Genomic DNA, 24,761 nt, shown 5'->3' on the forward strand with positions numbered 1-24,761 from the left:
CGCCGTTCCGTGTGCCTGCGTTCACCCCGAGGCCCCCGCACGTGCAACGGCCTCGGGGTGCGGGGGCCATGAGCGGAACGCGCCCGCAGGGGCGCCGTCCCGTGTGCCCACCCGTCCCGCCCCAGCGGGACGATTGCCCACACGGGTGGGGGTGGGAGGAGCTGCTGTCAGCCCTCCGCCGGGACCGGGGTGTGGCGGGGGGAGGGGCCGGGGCCGGGGTCCGGGGCGGGCCCCGGGTCCGGGTCCGGGGCTGAGCCGGGGGCCGGCTCGATCGCCGTCGCCGTGACGCCCTGGCGTTCCGGCAGGAGGGCCAGGACGGCCTGGCGATGCGCCTCGCTCGTCGCGTCGTCGTACGGGTCGGGCGTCGCCGGCACCTGCAGTCGCAGGACCTGCCCCGTACCGAGGCGAGCGTAGCCACGGCCCGGCGGGACGACGGGCGTCGGCGTGGTGTGCGGCGCGACGCCGAGGACCGACCGGATCTGCTCCGGGGACGCGGGGCCGAGCACGACCCGGGCGCGCGTGTGCGTCCGTACCGTCTCGCTCAGCGAATCCACGCTGTCGAACTGCTCCGCCACCACCACCGTCACCTGCGCCGCCCGCCCGTGCCGCAGCGGCACCTGCAGCAGGTCCTGCGGGTCCGTACGGCCGTCGGCCGCCGCCAGGTGACCGAGGATGCTCGGCCGGTCGAGCAGGATCCACAGCGGGCGCCGGGTGTCGTCGGGCGCGGGACGGCCCGCCTGGCGTGCCCGGTTCGCGGCGATGAGCCGTCGCTCGGTCTCGTGCGCCGCCCACTCCAGGCTCGCCAGCGCGCCCGCGAGAGCGCACTCGACGGAGAGGACGCCCGCCCGGCCGGTCAGACAGGCGTACTCGCCGGTGCCGCTGCCCTCGATGATCAGCACGTCGCCGTGCGGCAGGGCCTGCAGGGCGATGGAGCGCAGCAGCGACGACGTGCCGCTGCCGGGCTGGCCGACGGCGAGCAGATGCGGCTCCGTGGAGCGCGGGCCCGTCCGCCAGACCACCGGGGGCGCGTCCTCCGTGCCGTCGGCGGCCAGGACCGGGACGGTCCGCTGCACGGCGTCGGCGTCGGTGAAACCGAGGACGGTCTCGCCCGGGACGGTGACGAAGCGCTGGGCGGCGATCGTGGTCGGCAGGGCCGCCAAGACGGTCATGAGGAGCTGGTTGCCCTCCTCGTCCCAGTCGAAGAGGTACTCCCGGCCGCGCCCCGACTTGGCGTGCAGCAGCTGCTCGATCCGGGCGCGGGAGTCGGCCTCCCCGTCGGTGAAGTACGCGGGGTACCTGATGCGCAGGCGCGTGAGGCGCCCGCCGTCGTCGAAGGTGTAGTCCCCGAACGCGCCGCTCCAGTCGCCGCCGTGGGCGAAGAGCGGGGCCGGGTCCTCGGGAACGGAGAAGTACGGCACCAGTGCCTCGTACAGGCCCTTGAGCCGCTCGACCTCGGCGTCGTCGGGCCCGGTCTTCACGACCGGACGTTCCCGCCCCTTCCACGCGGCCGCGCCCATCACCGACACGAGGGCGAGGAGCGGCCCGTACGGGACGAGGGCGACGACCAGTACGCAGGCCGCGACCAGGAGCAGCGTGGGACCGCGCCGTTCCTTGGGGGTCGCGGCCCACCTGGCACGCGCGGTCGCGGCCAGCTTCCGCAGACCACGCGTGATGGTGATCAGCGGATGGAGGACGTCGGTGGCGCTGTCGGCGGCCGTGCGAGCGATCTCTCGACTGCGAGCGATCCGGTCGCTGCCGCTGGTCAGAATGCGGGGGAGTGGTCGCCGGGCCACGTCGTTCTCCTGGAGTTGTGGAAGGGGCAGTGGGACGTCAGAACTTGATCCCGCCCAACAGGCTGGCGAGGCTCTGGCCGCCTGCGGTGATGCTCGGGGCGATGGCGGTGCCCGCGAGGTAGAAGCCGAACAGCGCGCTGACGAGGGCGTGGGACGCCTTCATCCCGTCCTTCTTGAAGAACAGGAAGCAGATGATGCCGAGCAGGACCACGCCTGAGATGGACAGGATCATGAGGTGTTCTCCTGGTTGAGGGGACAGTCACCATGAGTCCTTCCAGGTTCACAGGAAGTATCTATGCGATTAAAGGTGCATAAGGGTGAAAGATGGGCGATTTCACTTGACTGGCGGATGTGGGGGGCTTGCTCGAGTGGCGAAATGCGCGGAGCGCGCTAGCTGATCTTTGCCGTGGACGCCCCCCGTCATGTCCAGGGGCGGGCAGTACCCTGTCGATTCACTCGTACGGCCTTCGTCGCCGTACGCAGGTCATGTGCACGACGGAACGGAAAGGCGGACACGTCCGATGAGCGAGACTCCGGACCCCGAGGTCATCGAGCTGGCCACCAAGGTCTTCGACCTGGCACGCACGGGGGACGCCGAGGCGCTGGCCGCCTATGTCGACGCGGGCGTCCCGGCGAACCTCACCAACGAGAAGGGCGATTCCCTCGTCATGCTCGCCGCCTACCACGGGCACGCCGACGCGGTCACCGCCCTGCTGGCCCGTGGCGCCGACGCGGACCGCGCCAACGACCGGGGGCAGACCCCGCTGGCCGGCGCGGTCTTCAAGGGCGAGGACGCCGTCGTCCGCGCACTGCTCGCCGGTGGCGCAAATCCGGAAGCGGGGACTCCGTCTGCCGTGGATACTGCTCGGATGTTTGGGAAGGCAGAACTCCTGGACCTGTTCGACGCCCGGTGACGTCCTGGGTGAACGGGCACTGAACCCCAGGTGAGAGCGGTGTCGTAAATGTGGTCGCGGTGGCGAAATGGCTGGGTCATCATGACGTCGGGCCCGCAGGGGGCCACCGACGAGAGGCAGAGGAAGATGGTCAACACCAAGCGAAGGACGACGGGCGGCCCCACATGTTGCGTCGCGGCCTAGGCGATCACCAGTACCCGGTACTCCCCGGTTGCGTCGACAGCTTGATGTGAGGCATCTTCCATGTTCGATCCAGTCATAGCGCCGAGCGGCACCCTGCTCGGCCTGCTGCAGAGGGGCCGCGGCGACGGCACCCTGCACGCGCTCGCCGCGCCACGCGCCGAGGCCCTCACGGCCCTGAACCACTGCGTTCTCCACGACCCCCGCCACGACTGGCAGGTCGAGAACCGCTCCCTCTACTACGCACGTCTCTACCTCGACCTGCACGGCGGGCTCGAGGAGATCGAGACGCACCTCTTCGGGGTCGAGGACCACTTCGACACCGAGGAGAACAGGACCGGGCTCGCGCTCGCCGTCCTCGGACACCTCGCCTCCTACGGCCGCCGGGACGCCCTGGTGCTGCTCCGGCGGTACGCCGCGACCGGCACCAACTGGGCCTGGGCGCTCGACGAGCTCGCCCTGCGCGACGACGACGCGGGACTGCGCTCGCTCGCAGCCCCGGTCCTCGCCCGCTTCCCGGCGACCCCGGAGGGCGACGCCGAGCTGGCGAGCACCGTACGGGACGCCTTCGAGCCCCGGCCGTGGCGGCTGTGGGCCGAGGATCAGCGGGACGCCGTCGGCGCCCGGATCAGGGCCGCCCGGGAACAGGGCTCCTTCGACCGCTGGCAGCGCCAGATGCGGCCGAGCGGACCCCGTCCCGGCTGGAGCGTCCAGGCGGTCTTCGACTGGGCCCAGGAGGGTCTGGAGCGCGGCTCCGTCCTGCACGGGCCCGCCGCCCGATGTCTGACCGCCGTCGCCGGACCCGAGGACCGGCCGGCCATCGTCGAGGCCGCCCGCAGCGGACCCGACGGGGCGCGCTGCGCCGCACTGCACTACCTCGCCGAGGCACGCGATCCCGCCGTCCTCGACCTCATCGAGGCCGCGGCCGGCAGTGACTCCCGTACCGTCGCCGAGGCCGCCGTCGCCGCGTTCGAGCGGATGTGCGGCGAGGCCGCCGTCGACCGCGCCCGCGGCTGGGTCCACCGGCCCGACGCGCTCGGCGCCGCCGCCGCGGGGGTCCTCGCCGGCCGGGGCGGCGCCCAGGACGCCCCGCTCGTGCTCGGCGCCCTGCGCGAGACCGTCCGGTCCGAAGGCCCCGACGCGACCGCCCTCTACACCCTTGTCGACGGCGCCGGGCGCCTCGGCATCGCCTGCGCGGCCCCGGTGCTGCGCCACGTCTACCGAGAGACCGCCTCCTCCCAGCTGCGCGGCCGGACGGCCCGCGCCCTCGCGGCCACCGACCCGACTTTTCCGACGGGCTTCGCCGTCGAATGCCTCTGGGACTGCGAGGAGACCACGCGCGAGGTCGCGGCGCTGCACGCCGAGACCGGGGACGTACGGGTCGCCGAGCGATTGCGCCGCCTGGCCGCCGACCCGGCCGAGGAGGCCGAGGTCCAGACGGCGGTACGCAACCGGATAGGGCCGGACCTGCAGGTCTGAGACCCGGGCCCGGGAAGCCGGGCGTACGGAGCCCGGGGCGGTGCGGCCTGCGGCGGGGGAGACCCGCCGATGTGGCCCCGTCCCGGGACCGGCGGACGGGGACGGCTCACGCGCGCGTGGGGTCAGGGCGCGAGGCTCGGGGCCGCGGCGCGGGGCGTGGGGCCGGGACTCGGGGCCGGGGCTCGGGGCGCGGGGCAAACGCTCATGGGACGTTCCACGCCCGTCCAGATCCACGTCGGCGGGAACACGCCGGACACGACGACAACACGGGTATGCGTGTCGTCATCGTCACCGAATCCTTTCCCCCCGACGTCAATGGTGTGGCGCACTGCGCCCAGCAGACCGCGCTCCATCTCGTCCGCCGCGGTCACCAGCCGCTCGTCGTCGCCCCGGCCGTCGCCGGACCCGCCGACGCGCAGGGCGCCGACGCCCCCTGCCCGGTCGTTCGCGTGCCCTCCCTGCCCCTGCCCGGCTATCCCCAGGTACGTGTCGCCCTGCCCAGCCGCCGCCTCGCCGCGGCCGTCGCCGCGCACCGGGCCGATCTCGTGCACCTGGCGAGCCCGTTCGTACTGGGCGTCCGCGGCATGGCGGCCGCGACCAGGCTCGGACTGCCCGCCGTCGCCGTCTACCAGACCGACCTCGCCGGCTACGCCCGCACCTACATGGGAACCGGCGAGGGCGCCGCCTGGCGCCGGCTGCGGGCCGTCCACGGCGCGGCCGACCGCACCCTCGCGCCGTCCACCGCCGCCGCGCACGACCTGGAGACGCACGGCATCGGCCGCGTACGGCTCTGGCGGCGCGGCGTCGACACCGTCCGCTTCCGCCCCGGACGGCGTGACGAGGACCTGCGCCGCACCCTCGCCCCCGGCGGCGAACTCCTCGTCGGCTACATCGGCCGCCTCGCCCCCGAGAAGCGCGTCGAACTGCTCTCCGGGGTGTGCGCCCTGCCCGGCGTACGGGTCGTGGTCGTCGGCGACGGCCCCAGCGAACCTGCCCTGCGCGCCGCCCTGCCCGGCGCCGCGTTCCTCGGCCGCCGCACCGGAGCGGAGCTCGCGCGGATCTTCGCCTCGCTGGACGTGTTCGCGCACACCGGCCCGTACGAGACCTTCTGCCAGACCGTGCAGGAGGCGATGGCGAGCGGTGTCCCCGTCGTCGCCCCGGCCGCCGGCGGACCGCTGGACCTCGTCGACCACCGGCGCACCGGTCTCCTCGTCCCGCCCGACGACGCCGAAGCCCTGCGGGACGCCGTGGCCTCCCTCGCCGCGGCACCGGCGCTGCGGGCCGCCTACGGACGGGCGGGCAGGACGGCGGTCGAGGGACGGACCTGGGAGGCCGTCGGCGACGAGCTGATCGGCCACTACCTGGAGGTGCTGCGCGAGCGGACGGCGGTGGCGGCATGAGAGGCCCCGCGATACCGCTTCGGCCGCTGCGCATCGTCCGGCTCGCCAACTTCGTCACCCCGACCTCGGGGGGCTTGCGCACCGCCCTGGAACAGCTCGGCCGCGGCTACCGCGCCGCGGGCCACGAGCCCGTCCTGATCGTCCCCGGTGACGTGGGGAGCGACCAGGTCACCGACCAGGGGCGGATCATCACCCTGCCCGGGCCCGTCCTGCCCGGGACCGGCGGCTACCGTGTCCTCGCCGACCGGCGCCGGGTGCGCCAGCTCCTGGAGGAGCTCGCCCCGGACCGGCTGGAGGTCTCCGACCGTACGACCCTGCGGTGGACGGGCGAGTGGGCACGGCGGGCCAGGGTGCCCTCGGTGATGGTCTCCCACGAGACCGCGGACGGCGTCCTGCGGACCTGGGGTGTGCCGCAGGCCGCCGCCGCCCGTGCGGCCGACCGGCTCAACCGCCGTACGGCATGGGCGTATTCGCGGGTCGTGTGCACGACGGAGTTCGCGGAGCGGGAGTTCGTACGGATCGGGGCCCGCAATGTCGTCCGGGCCCCGCTCGGCGTGGACCTGCGGCGGTGGCGGCCCGGGCGGCGCAGCACCGTCCTGCGGGCCAAGCACGCGGACGGCCAACGGGTGCTGCTGGTGATGTGCTCGCGGCTCTCCGTGGAGAAGCGGCCCGGAACGGCCCTGGACGCGCTCGCCCACGTGCGGGCAGCAGGGGTCCGGGCCGGGCTCGTCGTGGCCGGCGACGGGCCGCTGCGGGGCGCGCTGGAACGGCGGGCACGCGACGAGCGGCTGCCGGTGCGGTTCCTGGGGCATGTCGCGAACCGCGAGGCCCTGGCCGACCTCCAGGCCGCCGCCGACATCTGCCTGGCCCCGGGCCCGGCGGAGACCTTCGGCCTCTCGGCGCTCGAAGCCCTCGCCTGTGGCACACCCGTCGTCGCCAGCGCCTCCTCCGCCCTGCCCGAGGTCCTCGGGGACGCCGGCGCCTGCGCCCAGGACGACCCGGCCGCCTTCGCCGCGGCCGTCCGCTCCCTGCTCGCCCGCCCGGAACAGGCCCGTCGCGCGGCGGCACGCGCGCGTGCCGAACTCTTCGGCTGGGACCGCTCGATCGCCGCGTTCCTCCACGCCCACGACGCGGCGCCGACCGCGACCACCACCGCGACCGCGACCCGGGCCACGGCCCTGGTCCCGCCCCAGGGGGTCCGCCCATGACCACCACGGCCCCACCGGCCACGGGCACCCCGGAGAAGCCGTCGCCCGCCGAGGAGGCGGGCCCGCCCGCGCCCGTCCACGCGCGCGCGGACACGCTTCCCGCGCCCCGGAGGGCGCACGCGGACACCGGTGCCGGCCCGCGCGTGCCGGCGCCGGTGCCGGCGCCCGCCGCAGGGGGCGCGGGTCCGCCGGCCCCGGCCCCGGCCGGGGGCGTGGCGCCGCTCCGCTTCGCCGTCCTCGGGGACTCGCTCAGCGAGGGCGTCGGGGACCGCGTCGACGGTGCCTGGCGCGGCTGGGCCGCGCTGCTGGCCGAGGGGCTCGGGAGTCCGCGGCAGCCGGTCGAGTTCCGGAACCTCGCCGTGAGCGGGGCCCAGAGCCGGGAGGTCGCCGAGCAGCAGGCCCCCCAGGCGCTCGCGTTCCGCCCCGACCTCGCCTCCGTCGTCGTCGGCGTCAACGACACCCTGCGCCACACTTTCGACATCGAGCAGCTCGCCCGCCGTCTCGACCGGGTCTGCGCGGACCTCACCGCGAGCGGAGCCGTACTCCTCACCGCCTGTCTGCCCGACCCGGGCCGCATGCTCGGCCTCCCCGCGCCCCTCGCCCGCCCGCTCGCCCGGCGCCAGAAGGCCGTCAACGCCCTCGTCCACGCGCTCTCCGCCCGCTACGGGGCCGTCCATCTCCACCTCGCCGACGCGCTCTGGACGGACGACCGCTCGCTGTGGAGCGCCGACCGGCTCCACCCCGGTGAGCGCGGCCACCGCGCCATCGCCGCGCGCTTCCACGCCCTCCTGGCCGCCCGTGGCCTCGCCCACGGCGCGCCGCCCTCGCCCGAACCCGAGCAACCCCCGCCCACCCGCACGGAGGCGCTGCTCTGGCTCGCCACCGCCGGTACCGGCTGGGTCGCCCGGCGCTGCCACGACCTGCTGCCCCAGCTGCTGCGGCTGGCGGGCGCCGAGCTGCGGCACTGGGCGGACGGCACCGCCGCCCGGCTCGACCGGCGGGCCGAACACGCCCTGTCCGCCGCGCTCGCGGCGGTGTCGCTGGACGCGGCGGTGGCCACAATGGGGGAATGACCGGGCGCTGGGAGTTCTGGATCGACCGAGGCGGCACCTTCACCGACATCGTGGGCCGGCGGCCCGACGGGCGGCTCGTCACCCGCAAGCTGCTCTCGCACGACCCGGCCCGCCCGCACGACGCGGCCGTGGCCGGGATCCGCCTCCTCCTCGGTCTCGGTCCCGACGAGTCGGTCCCCGCCGACCTGATCGACGTCGTCAAGATGGGCACCACCGTCGCCACCAACGCCCTCCTGGAGCGGCGCGGCGAGCCGACCGTCCTCCTGGTCACCGAGGGCTTCCGCGACGCCCTGCGCATCGCCTACCAGAACCGGCCCCGGCTCTTCGACCGCCACATCGTGCTCCCCGAGGCCGTCTACGAGCGGGTGATCGAGGTCCCCGAGCGGGTCGACGCGCACGGCGACGTGGTGCGGCCGCTCGACGAGGACGCCGTCACCGGGGAGTTGCGGGCGGCCCACCGCGACGGCTACCGCTCCGCCGCCGTCGTCCTCATGCACGGCTACCGCCATCCCGCCCACGAGACCCGGATCGCCGAGCACGCCCGCGCGCTCGGCTTCACCCAGGTCAGCTGCTCCCACGAGGTCAGCCCGCTCATCAAGCTCGTGCCCCGCGGCGACACCACCGTCGTCGACGCCTACCTCTCCCCGATCCTGCGCCGCTACGTCGACGAGGTGGCGCGCGAACTCGCCGGGATCAGGCTGATGTTCATGCAGTCCAACGGGGGCCTGCGCGAGGCCGCGCACTTCCGCGGCAAGGACGCCGTCCTGTCCGGTCCGGCCGGCGGCGTCGTCGGGATGGCCCGTACCTCGGGACAGGCGGGATTCGACCGGGTCATCGGCTTCGACATGGGCGGCACCTCCACCGATGTGTCGCACTACGCGGGCGAGTTCGAGCGTGAACTCGGTACACAGGTCGCCGGTGTACGGATGCGCGCCCCGATGATGAACATCCACACCGTCGCCGCGGGCGGCGGATCCGTCCTCCACTACGACGGCCAGCGCTACCGCGTCGGCCCCGACTCCGCGGGCGCCGTCCCCGGCCCCGCCTGCTACCGCCGCGGCGGACCGCTGACCGTCACCGACGCCAATGTGATGCTCGGCCGAGTCCAGCCGGACCACTTCCCCGCCGTCTTCGGTCCGGACGGCGACCAGCCGCTCGACGACGCCGTCGTACGCCAGAAGTTCACCGCCCTCGCCCAGGAGATCGGCGGCGGCCGCACCCCCGAGGAGGTGGCCGCCGGCTTCCTGGAGATCGCCGTCCTCAACATGGCCAACGCGGTCAAGAAGATCTCCGTCCAGCGCGGCCACGACATCACCCGCTACGCCCTCACCAGCTTCGGCGGCGCCGGCGGCCAGCACGCCTGCGCCGTCGCCGACGCGCTGGGCGTCGACACCGTCCTCGTACCGCCGCTGGCCGGTGTGCTCTCCGCGTACGGCATCGGCCTCGCCGACGCCACCGCCATGCGGGAGCAGTCGGTGGAGGCGGAGCTCGACACCCCGGGGACCCACGCGCGCGTGACGGAACTCTGTGCCGAACTCGCCGAGCGCACCAGGGGAGAACTGCGCGCCGACGGACTGCCCGACTCCGCGATCACCACCCACGCGCGCGTGCTCCTGCGCTACGCCGGCACGGACGCGAACCTCCAGGTCGACCTGGCCTCCGCCGAGGAGATGAGCGAGGCGTTCACCGCCGTCCACCGCACCCGGTACGCATTCACCATGGACCGGCCGCTCGTCGTCGAGGCCGTCTCCGTGGAGGCCGTGGGCCTCGCCGGACCCCACGGGCCCGCGGAGGTCGAGGCGGGGACACGGACGGGCGCCCTCACCCCCCGGGCGACGGTACGGATGCACAGCGGCGGCACGGCCGAGGACACCCCGCTGTACCGCCGCGAGGATCTGCGGCCCGGCGACACCGTCACCGGGCCCGCGATCCTCGCCGAGGCGGACGCCACGACCGTCGTCGACCCCGGCTGGCGGGCGACCGCGGGCGACGGCGGACACCTGCTCCTGGACCGCGCCTCGCCCCGCCCCGCGCGCGTGGCGGTCGGCACCGACGTCGACCCCGTTCTCCTGGAGGTCTTCAACAACCTCTTCATGGCGATCGCCGAGCAGATGGGCGTGCGCCTGGAGAACACCGCCCACTCCGTCAACATCAAGGAGCGGCTCGACTTCTCCTGCGCCCTGTTCGACCCCGAGGGCAACCTCATCGCCAACGCACCCCACATCCCCGTCCACCTCGGCTCCATGGGCGAGTCCATCAAGGAGGTGCTGCGGCGCGGCGGGGACAGCCTGCGCCCCGGTGACGTCTACGCGATCAACGACCCGTACCACGGCGGCACCCACCTCCCGGATGTCACGGTGGTGACACCGGTCTTCGACGACGCGGGCGACGAACTGCTGTTCCTCGTCGCCTCGCGCGGCCATCACGCGGAGATCGGCGGCATCACACCCGGTTCCATGCCCGCCTTCAGCCGGACCGTCCACGAGGAGGGCGTCCTGTTCGACAACTGGCTGCTCGTACGGGACGGGCGGCTGCGCGAGAAGGAGACACGGGAGCTGCTGACCGGGGCGCAGTACCCCTCCCGCGACCCCGACACCAACCTCGCCGACCTGCGCGCCCAGATCGCCGCCAACGAGAAGGGCATCGAGGAACTGCGCAAGATGGTCGACCAGTTCGGCCTCGACGTGGTGCACGCCTACATGCGGCACGTGCGCGCCAACGCGGAGGAGTCCGTACGGCGGATCGTCGCCGGCCTCAGGGACGGCTCGTACCGCTACGAGACCGACGGCGGAGCGGTCATCCAGGTGGCGGTCCGCGTCGACCGCGAACAGCGCGCCGCGGTCCTCGACTTCACCGGTACGTCCCCCGAGCAGCCCGGCAACGCCAACGCGCCCACCTCCGTCGTGATGGCCGCCGTCCTGTACGTCTTCCGCACCCTCGTCGACGACGACATCCCCCTCAACAGCGGCTGCCTGGAGCCCCTGGAGGTGCGCGTGCCGCCCGGCTCCATGCTCGCGCCCGCCTACCCGGCCGCGACCGTCGCCGGGAACGTGGAGACCTCCCAGGCCGTCACGGGCGCCCTGTACGCCGCCCTCGGCGTCCAGGCCGAGGGCTCGGGCACGATGAACAACCTGACCTTCGGCAACGCGCGCGTGCAGTACTACGAGACGGTGGCCAGCGGGTCCGGCGCCGGCGAGGACTTCGACGGGGCCGATGCCGTCCAGACCCACATGACCAACTCCCGGCTCACCGACCCCGAGATCCTGGAGTGGCGCCACCCCGTCCGCGTGGACTCCTTCGCCGTCCGCACGGGCAGCGGCGGGCGCGGCCGCCGGCACGGCGGAGACGGCGTCGAACGCCGCATCCGTTTTCTGGAGCCGATGACCGTGACCCTGCTGACCGGCCACCGCCGGATCCCGCCCTACGGCATGGCCGGCGGGCAGCCGGGAGCGCTCGGGGAGAACCTGGTCGAACGCGCCGACGGCACGGTCGAGCACCTCGGCGGAGTCGACACGACCGAGGTCGGGCCGGGCGACGTCCTCGTCCTGCGCACCCCGGGCGGCGGAGGCTACGGCGCCGCCGCCCGGGCGTGAGCGCGGCTCAGCGCAGGGGCACGAACCGCACCGGAGTCCCCGGCACCGCCTGCGCCGCCGCGGCCAGGTCCGCCTCCCGTACCACCGCCACCACCGGATAGCCGCCGGTCGTCGGATGGTCCGCCAGGAAGACCACCGGCCGCCCGTCCGGCGGCACCTGCACCGCGCCCAGAACCATGCCCTCGCTGGGCAGTTCACCGGGCAGAGCCCGCTCCAGGGCCGGCCCCTCCGTACGCAGGCCGATGCGGTTGCCTGCCGGGGAGACCCGGTACGCGCGCGTGGCGAGGGTGTGGAGCGCCTCACGCGTGAACCAGCCGTCCCGCGGCCCGAGCCGGACCCGCAGGACGAGTTCGTCCGGCGGACCCGGCCACGGGGGAGCGTCGACCGGCCCACGGACGCCCGATTCCACCCCCAGCGGCAGCACGGCCCCGTCCGCCAGCGGCGCCGGGCCGAGCCCGGACAGCAGGTCGGTGGAGCGGCTGCCGAGGACGGGGTCGACGGCGATCCCGCCGCCGAAGCCCACGTACGCCCGCAGGCCGCGCACGGCCGTGCCGACCTCGAACAGCGCCCCGGCCCCGACCCGTACCGCCGTGCCCCAGGCCACCGGACGGCCGTCGACGGCGACCGGGCACGGCGCGCCGCCCACCGCCACGGTCACCGCGCACCGGGGCCGCACGGCGCACCCGTCGACGGTGGTCTCCAGGACCGCCGCGCCTTCCGGATTGCCGACCAGACGGTTCACGAGCCGCGCCGCCCCCGGGTCCAGTGCCCCCGAGCGGGGCACGCCCAGATGCGCGTACCCGGTCCGCCCCAGATCCTGCACCGTGGTCAGCGCCCCGGCCCGTACGACGGCGACAGCACGATCGGTCACCGGCGCTCCACGCTCTCCACCACGAAACGCACCCGCGCGCCGGGCGTGAGCAGCGCGGCGGGCTCTCGGGCCGCGTCCCACAACACGACGTCCGTCGAGCCGATCAACTGCCAGCCGCCGGGGGAGGAGCGCGGGTACACACCCGTGTACGGCCCCGCCAGCGCGACCGACCCGGCCGGGACGGCCGTGCGCGGCGTGGCCCGGCGCGGCACCTGGTACTGCTCGCCGAGCCCCGTCAGATAGCCGAAACCCGGCGCGAACCCGCAGAACGCGACCCGGAACTCGGTCGCCGCGTGGATCCGGACGGCCGTCTCCACGGACACCCCCCACAGCGCGGCGACCTCGGCCAGGTCCGGACCGTCGTAGCGGACCGGTACCTCGACGGCCCGCTCCACGCGCGCGTGGAGCGGCGGAATCGTCCATTCCCGCAGCTGTCCTGCCAGCAGGTTCGGCGCGTCGACCCCGTCGAGCAGCACCGTCCGCGCCGCCGGCACGATCTCCCGTACGGCCGGCAGCGCACCGCCCGCCCGGCGGCGCAGCAGCTCGGCGTGGAACGCCTCCGTCTCCGTGCCGCTCCCCAGCTCGACGAGCAGCGCCCGTTCACCGACCCGGAACACCCGCCGCGCCTTCATGCGAACGCCTCCACCCTGACGCCGGTCGTCTCCAGCTGCGCGCGGACCCGGCGGGCCAGCTCCACCGCGCCCGGGGTGTCCCCGTGCAGACACAGAGACCGCGGCCGCACGGCGACGGACCGTCCGCAGTGCGCGGTGACCACCCCGAACCGGGCCATGGACACCGACCGTTCCACCACCTCCGCCGGGTCGGTGACGACGGCCCCCTCCTGCCCCCGTGGCAGCAGGGAACCGTCCGCCGTGTACGCCCGGTCGCCGAACGCCTCGGCGACCACCGGCAGGCCCGCCTTCTCGGCGGCCTCGTGCAGCCGCGAGCCGGGAAGACCGAGCACGGGGAGTCCGCCTCCCGCGAGCAGCACTCCGTCGACGACCGCCCGCGCCTGCTCCTCGTCGCGGACGACCCGGTTGTAGAGCGCGCCATGGGGCTTGACGTAGGCGACCCGCGCGCCGGCGGCCCGGGCGAAGACCTCGAGCGCACCGACCTGATACGCGACCTCGGCCGCCAGTTCGCCCGCAGGCACGTCCATCGAGCGCCGGCCGAAGCCGGCCAGATCGCGGTACGAGACCTGGGCCCCGATCCGTACGCCCCGCGCCGCGGCCAGCTCGCAGACGCGCCGCATGGTGACGGCGTCCCCCGCGTGGAAGCCACAGGCCACGTTGGCGCTGGTGACGACCGAGAGCAGCTCCTCGTCGTCGGTCAGCGTCCAGCGGCCGAAGCCCTCTCCGAGGTCGGCGTTGAGGTCGATGGTGGCCCAGGTCATGGTGTCGGTTCCTTCCCTCCCTGGTCAGACGGCGACGCGGTAGCGGTCGTCGCGGACATCGGTGGCGAGCATCCGGCCCGGCGCGTGCGTGATCGCGAACGGCGGGCGTGAGGCCGTCACGGCGGCCTGCGGGGTGACTCCACAGGCCCAGAACACCGGCACGTCCCGCGGCTCCGCCACGACCGCGTCCCCGAAGTCGGGGCGGTCGAGGTCGCGGATGCCGAGAGCGGCCGGATCGCCCGCGTGCACGGGCGCCCCGTGGACGGCGGGCAGCAGGCCGCTGATCCGCCGTGCCGTGGGGACGAGTTCCGCCGGCACGTGCCGCATCGAGACGACGATCGGATCGTGCAGGCGTCCCGCGGGCCGGCAGGCCCGGTCGGTGACGTACATGGACACGTTGCGCCCTTGGTCGACATGGCGCAGCGGCACCCCGGCCCGCGCGAGCGAGGCCTCGAAGGTGAAGCCGCAGCCGATGAGGAACGACACCTGGTCGCTGCGCCAGTACGCGCTCACCTCGGTCGGTTCGTCGACAAGTCGCCTGTGCTCCCGGACGCGGTGGCGCGGGATGTCCGTCCGCAGGTCGGCGCCGGTCGCGAGCTCAGTCGTCCATGATCCCGCGTCGGTGACGTCCAGGACGGGGCAGGAACCGGCACGGGCACGCGCGCGTGCGTCGCGCGGGTCGAGAACTGCCGTGGAGGTCATACCAGTTCCTTCCCGCGTGTCTCGGGCAGGCCCAGGAGCGCGAGCACCGCGAGGCCGTAGCCGACGGCCCCGAAGACCAGTGCGCCGCCCACGCCCCAGCTCTCGGCGAGAAAGCCGACGAGGGTCGGGAAGACGGCGCCCACCGCGCGCCCGGTGTTGTACGTGAAGCCCTGGCCGGTACCCCGTACCGCCGTCGGGTACAGCTCGGCGAGGAACGAGCCGAAGCCGCTGAAGATGGCCGACATGCAGAAGCCGAGGGGGAATCCGAGGACGAGGAGGAGCGTGTTCGCCCCCGTGGGGATGTTCGTGTACGCGAGGACGGACAGGGCGGACAGGGCGGCGAAGAGGGCGATGTTCTTCTTCCGGCCGAGCCGGTCCGTGAGGTAGCCCCCGGTCAGGTAGCCGATGAAGGCCCCGGAGATGAGGAAGGTCAGATAGCCGCCGGTGCCGACCACGGTCAGCCCGCGTTCGGTCTTCAGGAAGGTCGGCACCCAGGTGGCGAGGGTGTAGTAGCCGCCCTGCACACCGGTCGAGAGCAGCACCGCGAAGAGCGTGGTGCGCAGAAGCGGCGGCTTGAAGACGGCCGTGAACGAACCGCGTTCGGGGGACGTACGCCGGAGCTCGGCGGCCTGCGGGGCGTCCTCGACGTTCCGCCGGACGTAGACGACGAGGAGTGCGGGCAGGGCGCCCGTCCAGAACATGACCCGCCAGGCGGTGTCGGCGTCGACGAACTGGAAGACCAGCGTGTAGACGATCACCGCGAGCGCCCAGCCGGCCGCCCAGGCGCTCTGGATGCCGCCGAGGGTACGACCCCGGTGCTTGGCCGAGGCGTACTCGGCGACCAGGATCGCGCCGACCGCCCACTCGCCGCCGAAGCCGAGGCCCTGGAGGGCCCGGAAGACCAGCAGGGTCTCGTAGTTGGGCGCGAATCCGCACAGGACGGTGAAGAGCGCGTAGGTGATGACCGTGATCATCAGCGCCTTCACCCGGCCGATGCGGTCGGCGAGGATGCCGGCGAGCGCGCCGCCGATCGCCGAGACGACGAGGGTGACGGTGGTCAGGAGGCCGGTCTGGCCCTTGTCGAGGCTGAAGTAGGCGGCGATGGCCACCATCGACAGCGGCAGCGTGAAGAAGTCGTAGGAATCCAGGGCGTATCCGCCGAAAGCGCCGCCGAAGGCGCGGCGGCCGCGCGGCCCGAGGGCCCGCAGCCAGGCGAACGCGCCCGTGTCGTCGGGCCGTTCGCCCTGGGTCTGGTGCCGGGTCTGTGTCGTGCTCATGTGCACCTCGCAGAGGGGGAGGAGCGTGCGTGAGTGACGTACCGAAGGACCGTGCGGTGTCGTTAACGTAGGGGATTGTTGAACGATCCGACAAGAGGCATGTCGTCACGTTCTTGTTTCCGTGAAGTACCTGCGATTGACTCGGCCACGGACGACGGAGGAGACGAGGCACCGTGGGCGGAATCGGCGAACTGGCGGACGACCGGGCGCTGCTCGGGCGGACGAGCACGGCGGAACGGGTGGCGGACATCCTGCGCACCCGGATCGCCGAGGGCTTCTTCCCGCCCGGCACCCGGCTCTCCGAGGACGGCATCGGCGGCGCGCTCGGTGTGTCCCGCAACACACTGCGCGAGGCGTTCCGGCTGCTCACCCACGAACGCCTGCTCGTCCACGAGCTCAACCGGGGCGTCTTCGTCCGGGTCCTCACCGTCGAGGACGTCACCGACATCTACCACACCCGCCGCCTCGTCGAATGCGCGGTCGTCCAGGGCCTCGGGCAGCCGCCGTTCGCCCTGGACGGCCTTGTCGCCGCCGTCGAGGAGGGCGAGACCGCGGCCCGCGCGGCGAACTGGAAGGGCGTCGCCACCGCCAACATCCACTTCCACCGCGAACTGGTCGCGCTCGCGGGCAGCGCACGCACCGACGAGCTCATGCGGGGCGTCCTCGCCGAACTCCGCCTCGCCTTCCACGTCGTGGACGACACCCGTGGTCTGCACGAGCCCTATCTCGTACGAAACCGGGAGATTCTGGACGCTCTGCTCGCCGGTGAGCGCGCGACGGCGGAACGCCTTCTCGCCGGCTACCTCGACGACTCCCGCACCCGGATCGTCGAGGTCTACGCGAAGGCGGTCGACGATCCGGAGGCACCGGGCGCCTGAGCCGCGCCGTCCTCCGGCCCCCCGGCCCCCCGCCTCCTCCTCCGCCTCCTCCGCCTCCTCCGGCTCCTGTGTCTCCTCCGGCCCTCCGGCCCCTCCGTCCCCTGGAGAGGGGCCCGTACCGCCCCGGCCCGAGGCGGTCGCATCTGCGCCGTTTCGACCGTTGTCATTGCGAGGACCTAATCTGTGCTCCGTGACTTCGCCTGCCTCGACGGACTTCGTTCCGCCCCAGCTCAGCGCGGGGCCGCGGCCCGCGCAGGGCCCGGCCGCCGACGAAGGGCTCGCGCGGCGCCTCCGCGCGCTCGCGTGCACCGCGCCGCTGCACGACCTGGACACGCGCAAGGCGAACCTGGCCGGCGAGTACGCGGGCTACGGGATGGCCGAGGTCGCCCTCGCCGCCATCGACCTCGTCACGCTCAACATGGACTTCGACACCGGCGCCGACCACGAGCAGATCGTCGGCCGCCTCCTGCCCCGTGTCGCCGCCCAGGCCCCCGCCCGCCCCGCCGCCGAGCACGAACGGGTCGCCCGCTGGGTCCTGGAGAACCTGATCAACGTCGGCAGCGTCGACCGCGGCTTCCGCGCCGTCTACGGCACCTTCGGCGCCGACGGCGTCTACACCCGCCGCGACTACGACTTCAAGCTGATCGAAGAGGTGCCCGGCTACGGCGGCGGCGTCTACCTCCGTACGACCGACGAAGCGGTCAACGTCCTCGTCGGCGCGCTCGACACCGACGTCACCAGCGCCCAGATCGCGGCCGAGGTGAAGCTGGAGGTCCTGATCAGCCGGGGCCGCCTCGCCGACGCCCAGCTCGCCGCCGAGCAGGCGCGGTACCGGACCGTCCAGTACGCCGAGACCCTCCGCAAGACCCTGGAGGCCACCCGGCGCAACGTCCGCGCCGTCGACTGGCTGAGCGCCGTCCCCGACATGATCGCCGAGGCGCTCGACCACGTCGCCGACCGCTACCGCCACGAGAACGCGATCCTCACCAACATCCGCAAGGCCCGCGACGAGGCCGAGGCTGCGTCCGATTCGAAGACGGCCGAGCACAAGCGCCGCGCCGCCGAGCTCGTCGACATCGTCAAGGACTGCATCCGCCGCCACACCCAGCTCCAGTCCCGCCTCCTGGAGGCCGGACCGCTCTTCCGCGCGGAGCAGGACCGGCAGGCCTTCGCCGCCCCCACCTCGTACACCGGGATAGATCTGTACGGGCAGCTCGTCGCCCCCGTCCTCCCGCTGCCCGTCGAGCAGGCGATCAAGGTCACGGACGCCTTCTTCGCCCGGGGAACGGGACTGCGCACCCCGGCGTCCGTGCGCGTCGGCGACCTGGTCGAGATGCTGCTCACCCCGCCCGTCGAGCGCGAGCACCTCGGCGCGGAGATGCCCGAGCCGGACCTGATCGCCACGCCCGACGACAGCCGCTTCAGCGAGGAGCAGCTCGCGAGCGCGATGGAGCTGCTCGACCTGGAGCACGACGCCCCCCGGCGGCTCTCCGGCCTGCTCGCCGACGCCCGCCGCCGCGACCCCGACCTGCCCTACCTGGTCGCCCTCCTCGCCGTCCACGCGGCGAGCCCGCCGGTCGGCACGGCCTACCGCCAGGGTGAGGAGCGCCTGCTCTTCGCCGTCGACGACGGCACACCACTCGACGACCCGGAGTTCGGCGGCGCCGACCTGATAGTGGGTACGGCCCTGCTGGACGCGATCGGCATGGCGGCGGACCGTACGGAGGCGACATGAGCGCGACTCAGGACACCGGCTTCCCGTTCGGGGAGGCGCCCGCCCCGGCCGACGAGTCCGCCCCGGACCAGGAACCCGCCGCGAAGCCGCAGGACGCCGCGGAGCAGCTGGACCAGCAACTGGAGCAGGAGCAGGAGCAGGAGCAGGAGCGGGAGCGGGAGCAGGACGACGCGGCCCCCGCCCGTACCGCCCCGGTGATCGGGGTCGTACAGGTCTCCGCGCCCGCGCCCCGCAGCCCCGCTCCGTACGTACGGGCGATCCGGCTGACCACCCGGGCGGCCGAGAGCACCCCGCCCCGGCGACCCGCCGTCAGCGTCACCCCCGTCCGCCTGCCCCTGCCGCGCCCCGAGCGCACCGCACCACCGACCACCCGTACCGAGGAGCCCCAGCCGTGAGCGAACACCACGCCGAGCACGCCGACGCGTGGAGCGAGCCGGAGCCCCCGCACACCCCCGCCGCACCCCACGCCGTCACCCCGGCCGACGCCGCCGACGCCGCGCGGCTCGTCTCGTTCGGGCTCCAGCCCAAGCTGCTGCCCGCGCGCGACGCCGAGTACGCCGAGCTGCTCCGGCGCTACCGCGAGGACCCCGCCTTCGCCCGCCTCGCCGACGCCGTCGCCACCGGCCTCGGACTCGTCGTCCTGGAGGTCTCCCCGCGCGCGGGCATGGCTGTCACCGCCGGCGAGGACTCCGTCTTCGCCGTCCGCATGGGCGACTACGCCCGCCGCGCCTCCACCGACTCCGCCGACCGCTTCCTGCACGGCCTCGCCCACCTCGCCGTCGCCGCCATGGCCTTCCCCCGCCCCGAGGACCTCGCCGACGACGGCTACATCGGCCGCCTCACCGTCAACGGCGTCGACGCCTTCGTACGCCAGGCCTGCCGCCGCCTCGAAGAGCGCGCCGAGGAACAGGGCGAGAACACCGACCCCGCCTCCGACGCCCCCGGCCTGGAGGCCGCCTGGCGGATCTACGCCCGCCGCAGCTCCACCGGCGCCACGAAGGACGCCCGCCGCCTCGCCGGATCCACCACCGGCATCGTCGGCAAGGCCGTCGCCTTCCTCACCGACTCCGGCTTCCTCCAGCGCACCGGCGACGACGCGGGAGGCGCCTACCGCACCACCGCCCGCTACCAGCTCCAGGTCCGCGACATGGCCGGCAGCGCCGCCATGGCCGAGCTCCTCGACCTCGGAGTCGTCCCCGTCAGCGACGGCTCCGCGACCCTCCTTCCGCCGCCCGAGGGCGACGACCTGGAGCTCGCCGCCGACGCGGGCCTGCCCTTCCACGCGTGACCGCCCGCGCGAACCGCCCCGCGTAACCGACCAGACAGACACGACGAGAGTCCGCCGCCATGTACGAGTTGTCCCGGGTCCGCCTCTACTCCATCGGTCCCGCCGGTGCGCGCTACGCCGACACCGTCCTGGACCTGCGCGGAGTCGGCGCGCCCGTGCCCAACCCCGCCCCCACCCAGGCGGAGTTCTTCGAGGAGGAGCCGGTCGGCCCGCCGCGCCGCCCCGCGCCCGCGGGCGTGCTCTTCCTGGAGAACGGCGGCGGCAAGTCCGTCCTCCTCAAGCTGATCTTCTCGGTCATGCTCCCCGGCCACCGCAACACCCTCGGCGGCGCCAGCTCCGGCGTCCTGCGCAAGTTCCTGCTCGCCGACGACTGCGGGCACGTCGCCCTGGAGTGGCAGCACACCCTCACCGGCGAGCTCGTCGTCGTCGGCAAGGCCAGCGAGTGGCGCGGCCGCCAGGTCTCCAACGACCCGCGGAAGTTCGCCGAGGCCTGGTACTCCTTCCGTCCCGGACCCGGCCTGAGCCTGGACAACCTCCCCGTCGCCGAGTCGACGGCCGTCCGCCCGCCCGTCGAGGGAGCCTCCGGCGCGCAGGGCCGGCGCCGCACCATGAAGGGCTTCCGCGACGCCCTCACGGAGGCGGGCAAGGCGTACCCGCACCTGGAGGTCTACTGGGAGGAGATCCACGACCGCTGGAACGAGCACCTCGGCGACCTCGGTCTCGACCCCGAACTCTTCCGCTACCAGCGGGAGATGAACGCCGACGAGGGCGAGGCCGCAGGCCTCTTCGCGGTCAAGAAGGACTCCGACTTCACCGATCTGCTCCTGCGGGCCGTCACCGACACCCGTGACACCGACGGCCTCGCCGACCTCGTCAGCGGTTTCGGCAACAAGCTCGGCCGCCGCGCCGAACTCACCGCCGAACGCGACTTCACCGCCGGCTCCGTCGACCTCCTCGGCCGCATCGTCGAGGCCGCCGAAACCCGGGCACGCGCGCGTGACGTCCACGCCGGGGCCGAGCGCCGCACCCGCACGCTCGCCCGCCGGCTCTCCGCCCGGGCCACCGGGGAACGCGGCCGCGCCGCCGAACTCGCCCAGCAGGTCACCTCGGCCGCGCACGCCGTCTCCGAGGCCGAGACCGCCCGCGGCCGCAGCTCCCTCATCGCCGCCGAACTCGCCTATCGGCACGCCTCCCTGGCGCTGACCGTCGCCGAGAAGGGCGCCGCCTCCCAGCGCCGCGAGCTCACCGAGGCCCGTACCCTGCACGCCGCCTGGCAGGCCGCCGAGGCCGTGCTCCGCCACCGCGCGGCCGGCGACCGCTCCGCGCGCGTGGCCGCCGCGATCCGCGAGGCCGAGCGCGACGCCGCCCCCGCGCTCGCCGCCCGCGCCAAGGCCGCCGCCGATCTCGTACGGGCCCTGCACGCCGCCGCCGAGGACGGTGAGCGCCACGCCGCCGAGGAGGAGGAGCGCTCCGCCGCCCTCCAGGAGGCCGGTGAGACCGCCCACCGCGACGCGACCGTCGCCGCGACCGAGGCCCAGCGCGCCCGGAGCGAGGCCGGGCACCTGCGCCAGCGCCTCGCCGAGGTCGAGCAGGAGACCGCCGAAGCCGTACGGGCGGGCTGGCTCGACGACTCGGCACCGGACGCCGACCCCGCCCGCGCGGCCCTCGCCGCGAGCGACGCCGAGAAGACCACGGTCGCCGCCTGGGACGTGGCCCGCGACGCCGCCCGCGGCGCCGCCGACCGCGCCCGCGAGGCGGCCGCCGCCGAGTCCCGCGCCGAACTCGCGGCCGCCCGCGCCACGGACGCGGCCGAGGCCGCCGAGAACGCGTACGACGCGGAGCGCCGCGCCGCCGAGTCCCTCGCCTCCGAAGAACGCCTTGCCGAACTCCTGAGCCTGCCTGCGCAGGCGACCTCCCCGTTCCCCGGCCAGCGCGCGGGCGACGCGTCGCCCGCGGCCGAGGACGCCACCGGCCGGCCCGCGGGCCGAGGTCCGGGCGCGCCCGGCAGGGGTGACGCGGCCGAACCGGCCGTCGCCACCGACCCACCGGCGTCCGCCTCGGGCGGCCCGGGTGGCGGCCACGCCCCCGGCGCCGCCTTCGGGCTCGCCGGGGTACCCGGCGCCCGCGACGGTGCCTCCGACCGCGCCTCCGACCGCGCCTCCGACCGCGCCTCCGACCGTGCCTCCGGTCCCGAAGGGACCCAAGGCCCCCTCACCGTCACCGAGTTCGACCGCTACGCCGACGAGCTGCGGCGGCTGCTCGACCAGTCCATCGCCTCCGCCGAGCGGCAGCTCTTCGACCTGCGCACCGCCGCCGCGGACGACTCCCGCATCCTCGGCGCCCTCGGCGACGGCGGCCTCCTCCCGCCCGGCCCGGACGTGCTCGCCACCGTCGAGTACCTCGGCGAGCAGGGCATCCCCGCACTCCCCGGCTGGCGCTACCTCGCCCAGGCCGTCGACCCCGCCGACCACGCCGCCGTCCTCGCCGCCCGCCCCGAGCTGGTCGACGGTGTCGTGATCACCGACCCCGTCTCGTACACCCGCGCCCGCGAGGTGCTGAGCACGGCGGCCCTGCTGCCGCGCTCCACCGTTGCCGTCGGCACCGCCGCCGCGCTCCTCGCACCCGTGCCGAGCCCGGAATCCGGCGAGGACGCGGGGGTCTTCCTCGTACCGCCGAACCCGGCCATGCACGACGAGCACGCCGCCGACGAGGAGCGGCACGCCCTGCGCGCCCGCGCCGCCGCGCGCGACGAGGAGATCCGTACGCTCGCGGCCCGCCTCACCGGCGACCGCTCGCTCGCCGCCCGGATCGGCTCGTGGCGCGCCGACTGCCCGCCCGGCATGCTCGCCGAACTCGCCGCCGTCGCCGCCACCGCGCGCGAGACCGCCGAGGCGGCCGCGGCCACGCTCGCCGAGGCGCGGACGGTACGGGCGGAGGCCGACGAGGCCGCCGCCGACGCCGCCCGCGTACGGGACGAACGCCAGGAGGCCGCCCAGCGCGCCCGCCGTGCCGCCGACGCCCTCGCGGGCCTGGCGTTCCGGCTGCGCGAGCGCTCCGCCTGGCAGGCCAAGCTCCGTGAACTGGCCGACGACGCCGCCGAGTCCGAGGCCCGTGCCCAGACCTGCCTGGAGCGCGCCCGCGCCGCCGACGAGGACCGCCGCGCCGCTCAGCGGGCCGCCGACGACGCCCACCGCACCGCCCGTGCCCTGCGGGCCGAGCGCGCCGAGATCGCCGGGGCCCCCGACCAGCTCCCCGAGGAGGACGCGGACGCGCCCCGCGCCGCGCTCCCGACCCTGCGCGAGGCGTACCGCGCCGCGTCCCAGCTGTACGAGAAGGTCGGCGTCGGCGCCGATCTGCGCGCCGAACAGGCCCGCGCCGAGAGCGACGAGTCCGCCGCCCTCGCCGAGCTCGACCGCCTCACCAACAAGGTCCGCACCCGCGCCGAGCAGCTCCTGGAGTCCACCGACGGCGCCGACGGGCCGTCCCGCCAGGCCGCCGCGGCCCGCGCCGAATCGCTCGTTCAGATGCTGGAGACCCGCGCGTCCGAGGCGAGCGAGAAGCTCGGCCGGCTCCGCGGCGAGGCCGAACGGCTGGCCCCCGAGGACGGCGAGTCGCACACCGAGCTGCCCGAGGAACTGGTCCCCGCCGACGCCGAGCAGGCCCAGGCCCTGCTCCGTACCGCCACCACCGAACTCGCCTCCCGCAGCGACGCCCTGGAAGCCGCGCGCACCGCGCACGCCGGCCTCCTGCGCGCCCACCGCGCCGCCGAGGACGCCGCGGGCGGCTTCGACGAGACGGCCGCGCTCCTGCGGGACCTGCTGCGCGACCACGCGGAGGACGAGGAGGACGGGCCCGAGCCGTACCCGGGCACGCTGGAGGAGGCCCGGCACACCGCCGCCGAGGCCCGCCGCTCGCTGCGCGCGTGCGCCGCCGAGCTCTCCGGCGCCGACGCGGCCGTGCGCGAGGCGAGCGACATCCTCGTCCGGCACGCCAACTCCACCCGCTACGAACAGGTCCGCACCCCCGCCCGGCAGCAGATCCGCGAGCTGCCCGCGGCCGCGCTGCCCGAGCACGCCGCGAAGTGGGCCGAGGCCTTCGCGCCCCGGCTGCGTGTGCTGACCGACGAGCTGGAGCAGCTGGAGCGCAACCGCGACTCGATCGTCGACCGGCTGCGCGGCCTTGTGGAGTCCGCGCTGACCACGCTCCGCTCCGCGCAGCGCCTGTCGCGGCTGCCGGAGGGGCTCGGCGAGTGGTCGGGGCAGGAGTTCCTGCGCATCCGCTTCGAGGAGCCGGACCAGGCGACCCTCACCGAGCGGCTCGGCGAGGTCATCGACGAGGCGACCCGCGCCGCCGTCAGGAAGAACTCCGACCTGCGCCGCGACGGAATGTCCCTGCTCCTGCGCGGAGTTCAGGCGGCGCTGGAACCGCGCGGCATCGCGGTCGAGATCCTCAAGCCGGACGCCGTGCTGCGGGCCGAGCGCGTACCGGTCGGACAGATGGGCGACGTCTTCTCCGGCGGCCAGCTGCTGACCGCCGCCATCGCGCTGTACTGCACGATGGCCGCGCTGCGCTCCAACGACCGGGGCCGCGACAAGCACCGCCACGCGGGCACCCTGTTCCTCGACAACCCGATCGGCCGCGCCAACGCCACGTACCTGCTGGAACTGCAGCGGGCCGTCTCGGACGCGCTCGGCGTCCAGCTGCTCTACACGACCGGTCTGTTCGACACGACCGCGCTCGCGGAGTTCCCGCTGGTCATCCGCTTGCGCAACGACGCCGACCTGCGGGCCGGTCTGAAGTACATCAGCGTGGAGGAGCACCTGCGTCCGGGTCTTCCGCAGCCGACCGCGGAGGACGAGGCCATCCACGGCGAGATCACCGCGACCCGGATGTTCCGCCGCACTCCGGTGGAGGAGCCCCGGCCGACGGCAGCGGCCGAATAGCCGACGGTACGGAGACGAAAACGGCCCGGCCCCC

Annotated in this window: 18 protein-coding genes; 11 read left to right on the forward strand and 7 right to left on the reverse strand. The window is 74.7% G+C overall.

Annotated features, from left to right (window positions below):
• Window positions 1-167: 167 nt before the first annotated feature.
• Together FDM97_RS13165 and FDM97_RS13170 are read right to left on the reverse strand one after the other, a co-directional pair.
• Window positions 168-1,793, reverse strand: a complete 1,626-nt coding sequence (locus tag FDM97_RS13165; RefSeq protein WP_137990597.1) for a hypothetical protein — start codon at window positions 1,791-1,793, stop codon at window positions 168-170.
• A 37-nt stretch (window positions 1,794-1,830) separates the two neighbouring features.
• Window positions 1,831-2,025, reverse strand: coding sequence for a hypothetical protein (locus FDM97_RS13170; RefSeq protein WP_046907412.1), 195 nt, complete (start codon window positions 2,023-2,025; stop codon window positions 1,831-1,833).
• 289 nt (window positions 2,026-2,314) lie between these two features.
• On the opposite strand from FDM97_RS13170, the gene FDM97_RS13175 reads away from it, so the two are divergent.
• The 6 genes from FDM97_RS13175 to FDM97_RS13200 all read left to right on the forward strand — a co-directional run bounded on the left by FDM97_RS13175 (window position 2,315) and on the right by FDM97_RS13200 (window position 11,640).
• Window positions 2,315-2,707 (forward strand): ankyrin repeat domain-containing protein, encoded by a 393-nt coding sequence (locus tag FDM97_RS13175; protein WP_137990598.1) that lies wholly within the window; start codon window positions 2,315-2,317, stop codon window positions 2,705-2,707.
• A 243-nt stretch (window positions 2,708-2,950) separates the two neighbouring features.
• Entirely contained in the window at window positions 2,951-4,366 is a 1,416-nt protein-coding gene (locus FDM97_RS13180) for a HEAT repeat domain-containing protein (RefSeq protein ID WP_137990599.1), read from the forward strand.
• A 272-nt stretch (window positions 4,367-4,638) separates the two neighbouring features.
• Window positions 4,639-5,766 carry a glycosyltransferase family 4 protein gene (locus tag FDM97_RS13185; RefSeq protein WP_137990600.1) on the forward strand — a complete coding sequence of 376 codons (1,128 nt, stop codon included), beginning with the start codon at window positions 4,639-4,641 and terminating at the stop codon, window positions 5,764-5,766.
• On the forward strand, window positions 5,763-6,974 hold the full coding sequence (locus tag FDM97_RS13190) for a glycosyltransferase (RefSeq protein ID WP_137990601.1): 1,212 nt from the start codon (window positions 5,763-5,765) through the stop codon (window positions 6,972-6,974). The genes FDM97_RS13185 and FDM97_RS13190 overlap by 4 nt, the downstream gene beginning before the upstream one ends.
• A 212-nt stretch (window positions 6,975-7,186) precedes the next feature.
• Window positions 7,187-8,047 carry an SGNH/GDSL hydrolase family protein gene (locus FDM97_RS13195; protein ID WP_137994792.1) on the forward strand — a complete coding sequence of 287 codons (861 nt, stop codon included), beginning with the start codon at window positions 7,187-7,189 and terminating at the stop codon, window positions 8,045-8,047.
• Window positions 8,044-11,640, forward strand: a complete 3,597-nt coding sequence (locus FDM97_RS13200; protein WP_137990602.1) for a hydantoinase B/oxoprolinase family protein — start codon at window positions 8,044-8,046, stop codon at window positions 11,638-11,640. Before FDM97_RS13195 ends, FDM97_RS13200 begins: the two co-directional genes overlap by 4 nt.
• Before the next feature lie 7 nt (window positions 11,641-11,647).
• On the opposite strand, the gene FDM97_RS13205 is transcribed toward FDM97_RS13200, so the two are convergent.
• Genes FDM97_RS13205 through FDM97_RS13225 form a run of 5 tightly spaced genes read right to left on the reverse strand, consistent with a single transcriptional unit; the run spans window position 11,648 to window position 15,883 of the window.
• Window positions 11,648-12,511, reverse strand: a complete 864-nt coding sequence (locus FDM97_RS13205) for a 5-oxoprolinase subunit C family protein (RefSeq protein WP_137990603.1) — start codon at window positions 12,509-12,511, stop codon at window positions 11,648-11,650.
• Complete coding sequence (pxpB, locus tag FDM97_RS13210) at window positions 12,508-13,143, reverse strand: 5-oxoprolinase subunit PxpB (protein ID WP_137990604.1); 636 nt, start codon at window positions 13,141-13,143, stop codon at window positions 12,508-12,510. Before pxpB ends, FDM97_RS13205 begins: the two co-directional genes overlap by 4 nt.
• Window positions 13,140-13,904: a LamB/YcsF family protein gene (locus FDM97_RS13215; protein ID WP_137990605.1), complete on the reverse strand. Its 765-nt coding sequence runs from the start codon at window positions 13,902-13,904 to the stop codon at window positions 13,140-13,142. The genes pxpB and FDM97_RS13215 overlap by 4 nt, the downstream gene beginning before the upstream one ends.
• Window positions 13,905-13,928: 24 nt before the next feature.
• Entirely contained in the window at window positions 13,929-14,606 is a 678-nt protein-coding gene (locus tag FDM97_RS13220) for a D-glutamate cyclase family protein (protein WP_137990606.1), read from the reverse strand.
• Window positions 14,603-15,883, reverse strand: coding sequence for an MFS transporter (locus tag FDM97_RS13225; protein WP_137990607.1), 1,281 nt, complete (start codon window positions 15,881-15,883; stop codon window positions 14,603-14,605). The genes FDM97_RS13220 and FDM97_RS13225 overlap by 4 nt, the downstream gene beginning before the upstream one ends.
• Before the next feature lie 173 nt (window positions 15,884-16,056).
• On the opposite strand from FDM97_RS13225, the gene FDM97_RS13230 reads away from it, so the two are divergent.
• The 5 genes from FDM97_RS13230 to FDM97_RS13255 all read left to right on the forward strand — a co-directional run bounded on the left by FDM97_RS13230 (window position 16,057) and on the right by FDM97_RS13255 (window position 24,727).
• Window positions 16,057-16,761 (forward strand): GntR family transcriptional regulator, encoded by a 705-nt coding sequence (locus tag FDM97_RS13230; RefSeq protein ID WP_137990608.1) that lies wholly within the window; start codon window positions 16,057-16,059, stop codon window positions 16,759-16,761.
• Window positions 16,762-16,951: 190 nt separating this feature from the next.
• Window positions 16,952-18,496, forward strand: coding sequence for a hypothetical protein (locus tag FDM97_RS13240; RefSeq protein ID WP_137990610.1), 1,545 nt, complete (start codon window positions 16,952-16,954; stop codon window positions 18,494-18,496).
• Window positions 18,493-18,891, forward strand: coding sequence for a superantigen-like protein SSL4 (locus FDM97_RS13245; protein WP_137990611.1), 399 nt, complete (start codon window positions 18,493-18,495; stop codon window positions 18,889-18,891). The genes FDM97_RS13240 and FDM97_RS13245 overlap by 4 nt, the downstream gene beginning before the upstream one ends.
• The gene (locus FDM97_RS13250) at window positions 18,888-19,784 is read left to right on the forward strand and encodes a hypothetical protein (protein ID WP_137990612.1); all 897 of its coding nucleotides are present in this window, start codon (window positions 18,888-18,890) and stop codon (window positions 19,782-19,784) included. Before FDM97_RS13245 ends, FDM97_RS13250 begins: the two co-directional genes overlap by 4 nt.
• A 59-nt stretch (window positions 19,785-19,843) precedes the next feature.
• Window positions 19,844-24,727, forward strand: coding sequence for a coiled-coil domain-containing protein (locus tag FDM97_RS13255; RefSeq protein WP_137990613.1), 4,884 nt, complete (start codon window positions 19,844-19,846; stop codon window positions 24,725-24,727).
• The last annotated feature ends 34 nt before the right edge of the window (window positions 24,728-24,761 follow it).

The organism is Streptomyces vilmorinianum, from assembly GCF_005517195.1.
GTDB lineage: Bacteria > Actinomycetota > Actinomycetes > Streptomycetales > Streptomycetaceae > Streptomyces > Streptomyces vilmorinianum.

What these genes read in the sequence shown, in the direction of transcription:
- FDM97_RS13170 (WP_046907412.1), bottom strand. Translation starts at nt 2,025, where the DNA reads ATGATCCTGTCCATCTCAGGCGTGGTCCTGCTCGGCATCATCTGCTTC.
- FDM97_RS13175 (WP_137990598.1), top strand. Translation starts at nt 2,315, where the DNA reads ATGAGCGAGACTCCGGACCCCGAGGTCATCGAGCTGGCCACCAAGGTC.
- FDM97_RS13180 (WP_137990599.1), top strand. Translation starts at nt 2,951, where the DNA reads ATGTTCGATCCAGTCATAGCGCCGAGCGGCACCCTGCTCGGCCTGCTG.
- FDM97_RS13185 (WP_137990600.1), top strand. Translation starts at nt 4,639, where the DNA reads ATGCGTGTCGTCATCGTCACCGAATCCTTTCCCCCCGACGTCAATGGT.
- FDM97_RS13190 (WP_137990601.1), top strand. Translation starts at nt 5,763, where the DNA reads ATGAGAGGCCCCGCGATACCGCTTCGGCCGCTGCGCATCGTCCGGCTC.
- FDM97_RS13200 (WP_137990602.1), top strand. Translation starts at nt 8,044, where the DNA reads ATGACCGGGCGCTGGGAGTTCTGGATCGACCGAGGCGGCACCTTCACC.
- pxpB (WP_137990604.1), bottom strand. Translation starts at nt 13,143, where the DNA reads ATGAAGGCGCGGCGGGTGTTCCGGGTCGGTGAACGGGCGCTGCTCGTC.
- FDM97_RS13215 (WP_137990605.1), bottom strand. Translation starts at nt 13,904, where the DNA reads ATGACCTGGGCCACCATCGACCTCAACGCCGACCTCGGAGAGGGCTTC.
- FDM97_RS13220 (WP_137990606.1), bottom strand. Translation starts at nt 14,606, where the DNA reads ATGACCTCCACGGCAGTTCTCGACCCGCGCGACGCACGCGCGCGTGCC.
- FDM97_RS13225 (WP_137990607.1), bottom strand. Translation starts at nt 15,883, where the DNA reads ATGAGCACGACACAGACCCGGCACCAGACCCAGGGCGAACGGCCCGAC.
- FDM97_RS13245 (WP_137990611.1), top strand. Translation starts at nt 18,493, where the DNA reads ATGAGCGCGACTCAGGACACCGGCTTCCCGTTCGGGGAGGCGCCCGCC.
- FDM97_RS13255 (WP_137990613.1), top strand. Translation starts at nt 19,844, where the DNA reads ATGTACGAGTTGTCCCGGGTCCGCCTCTACTCCATCGGTCCCGCCGGT.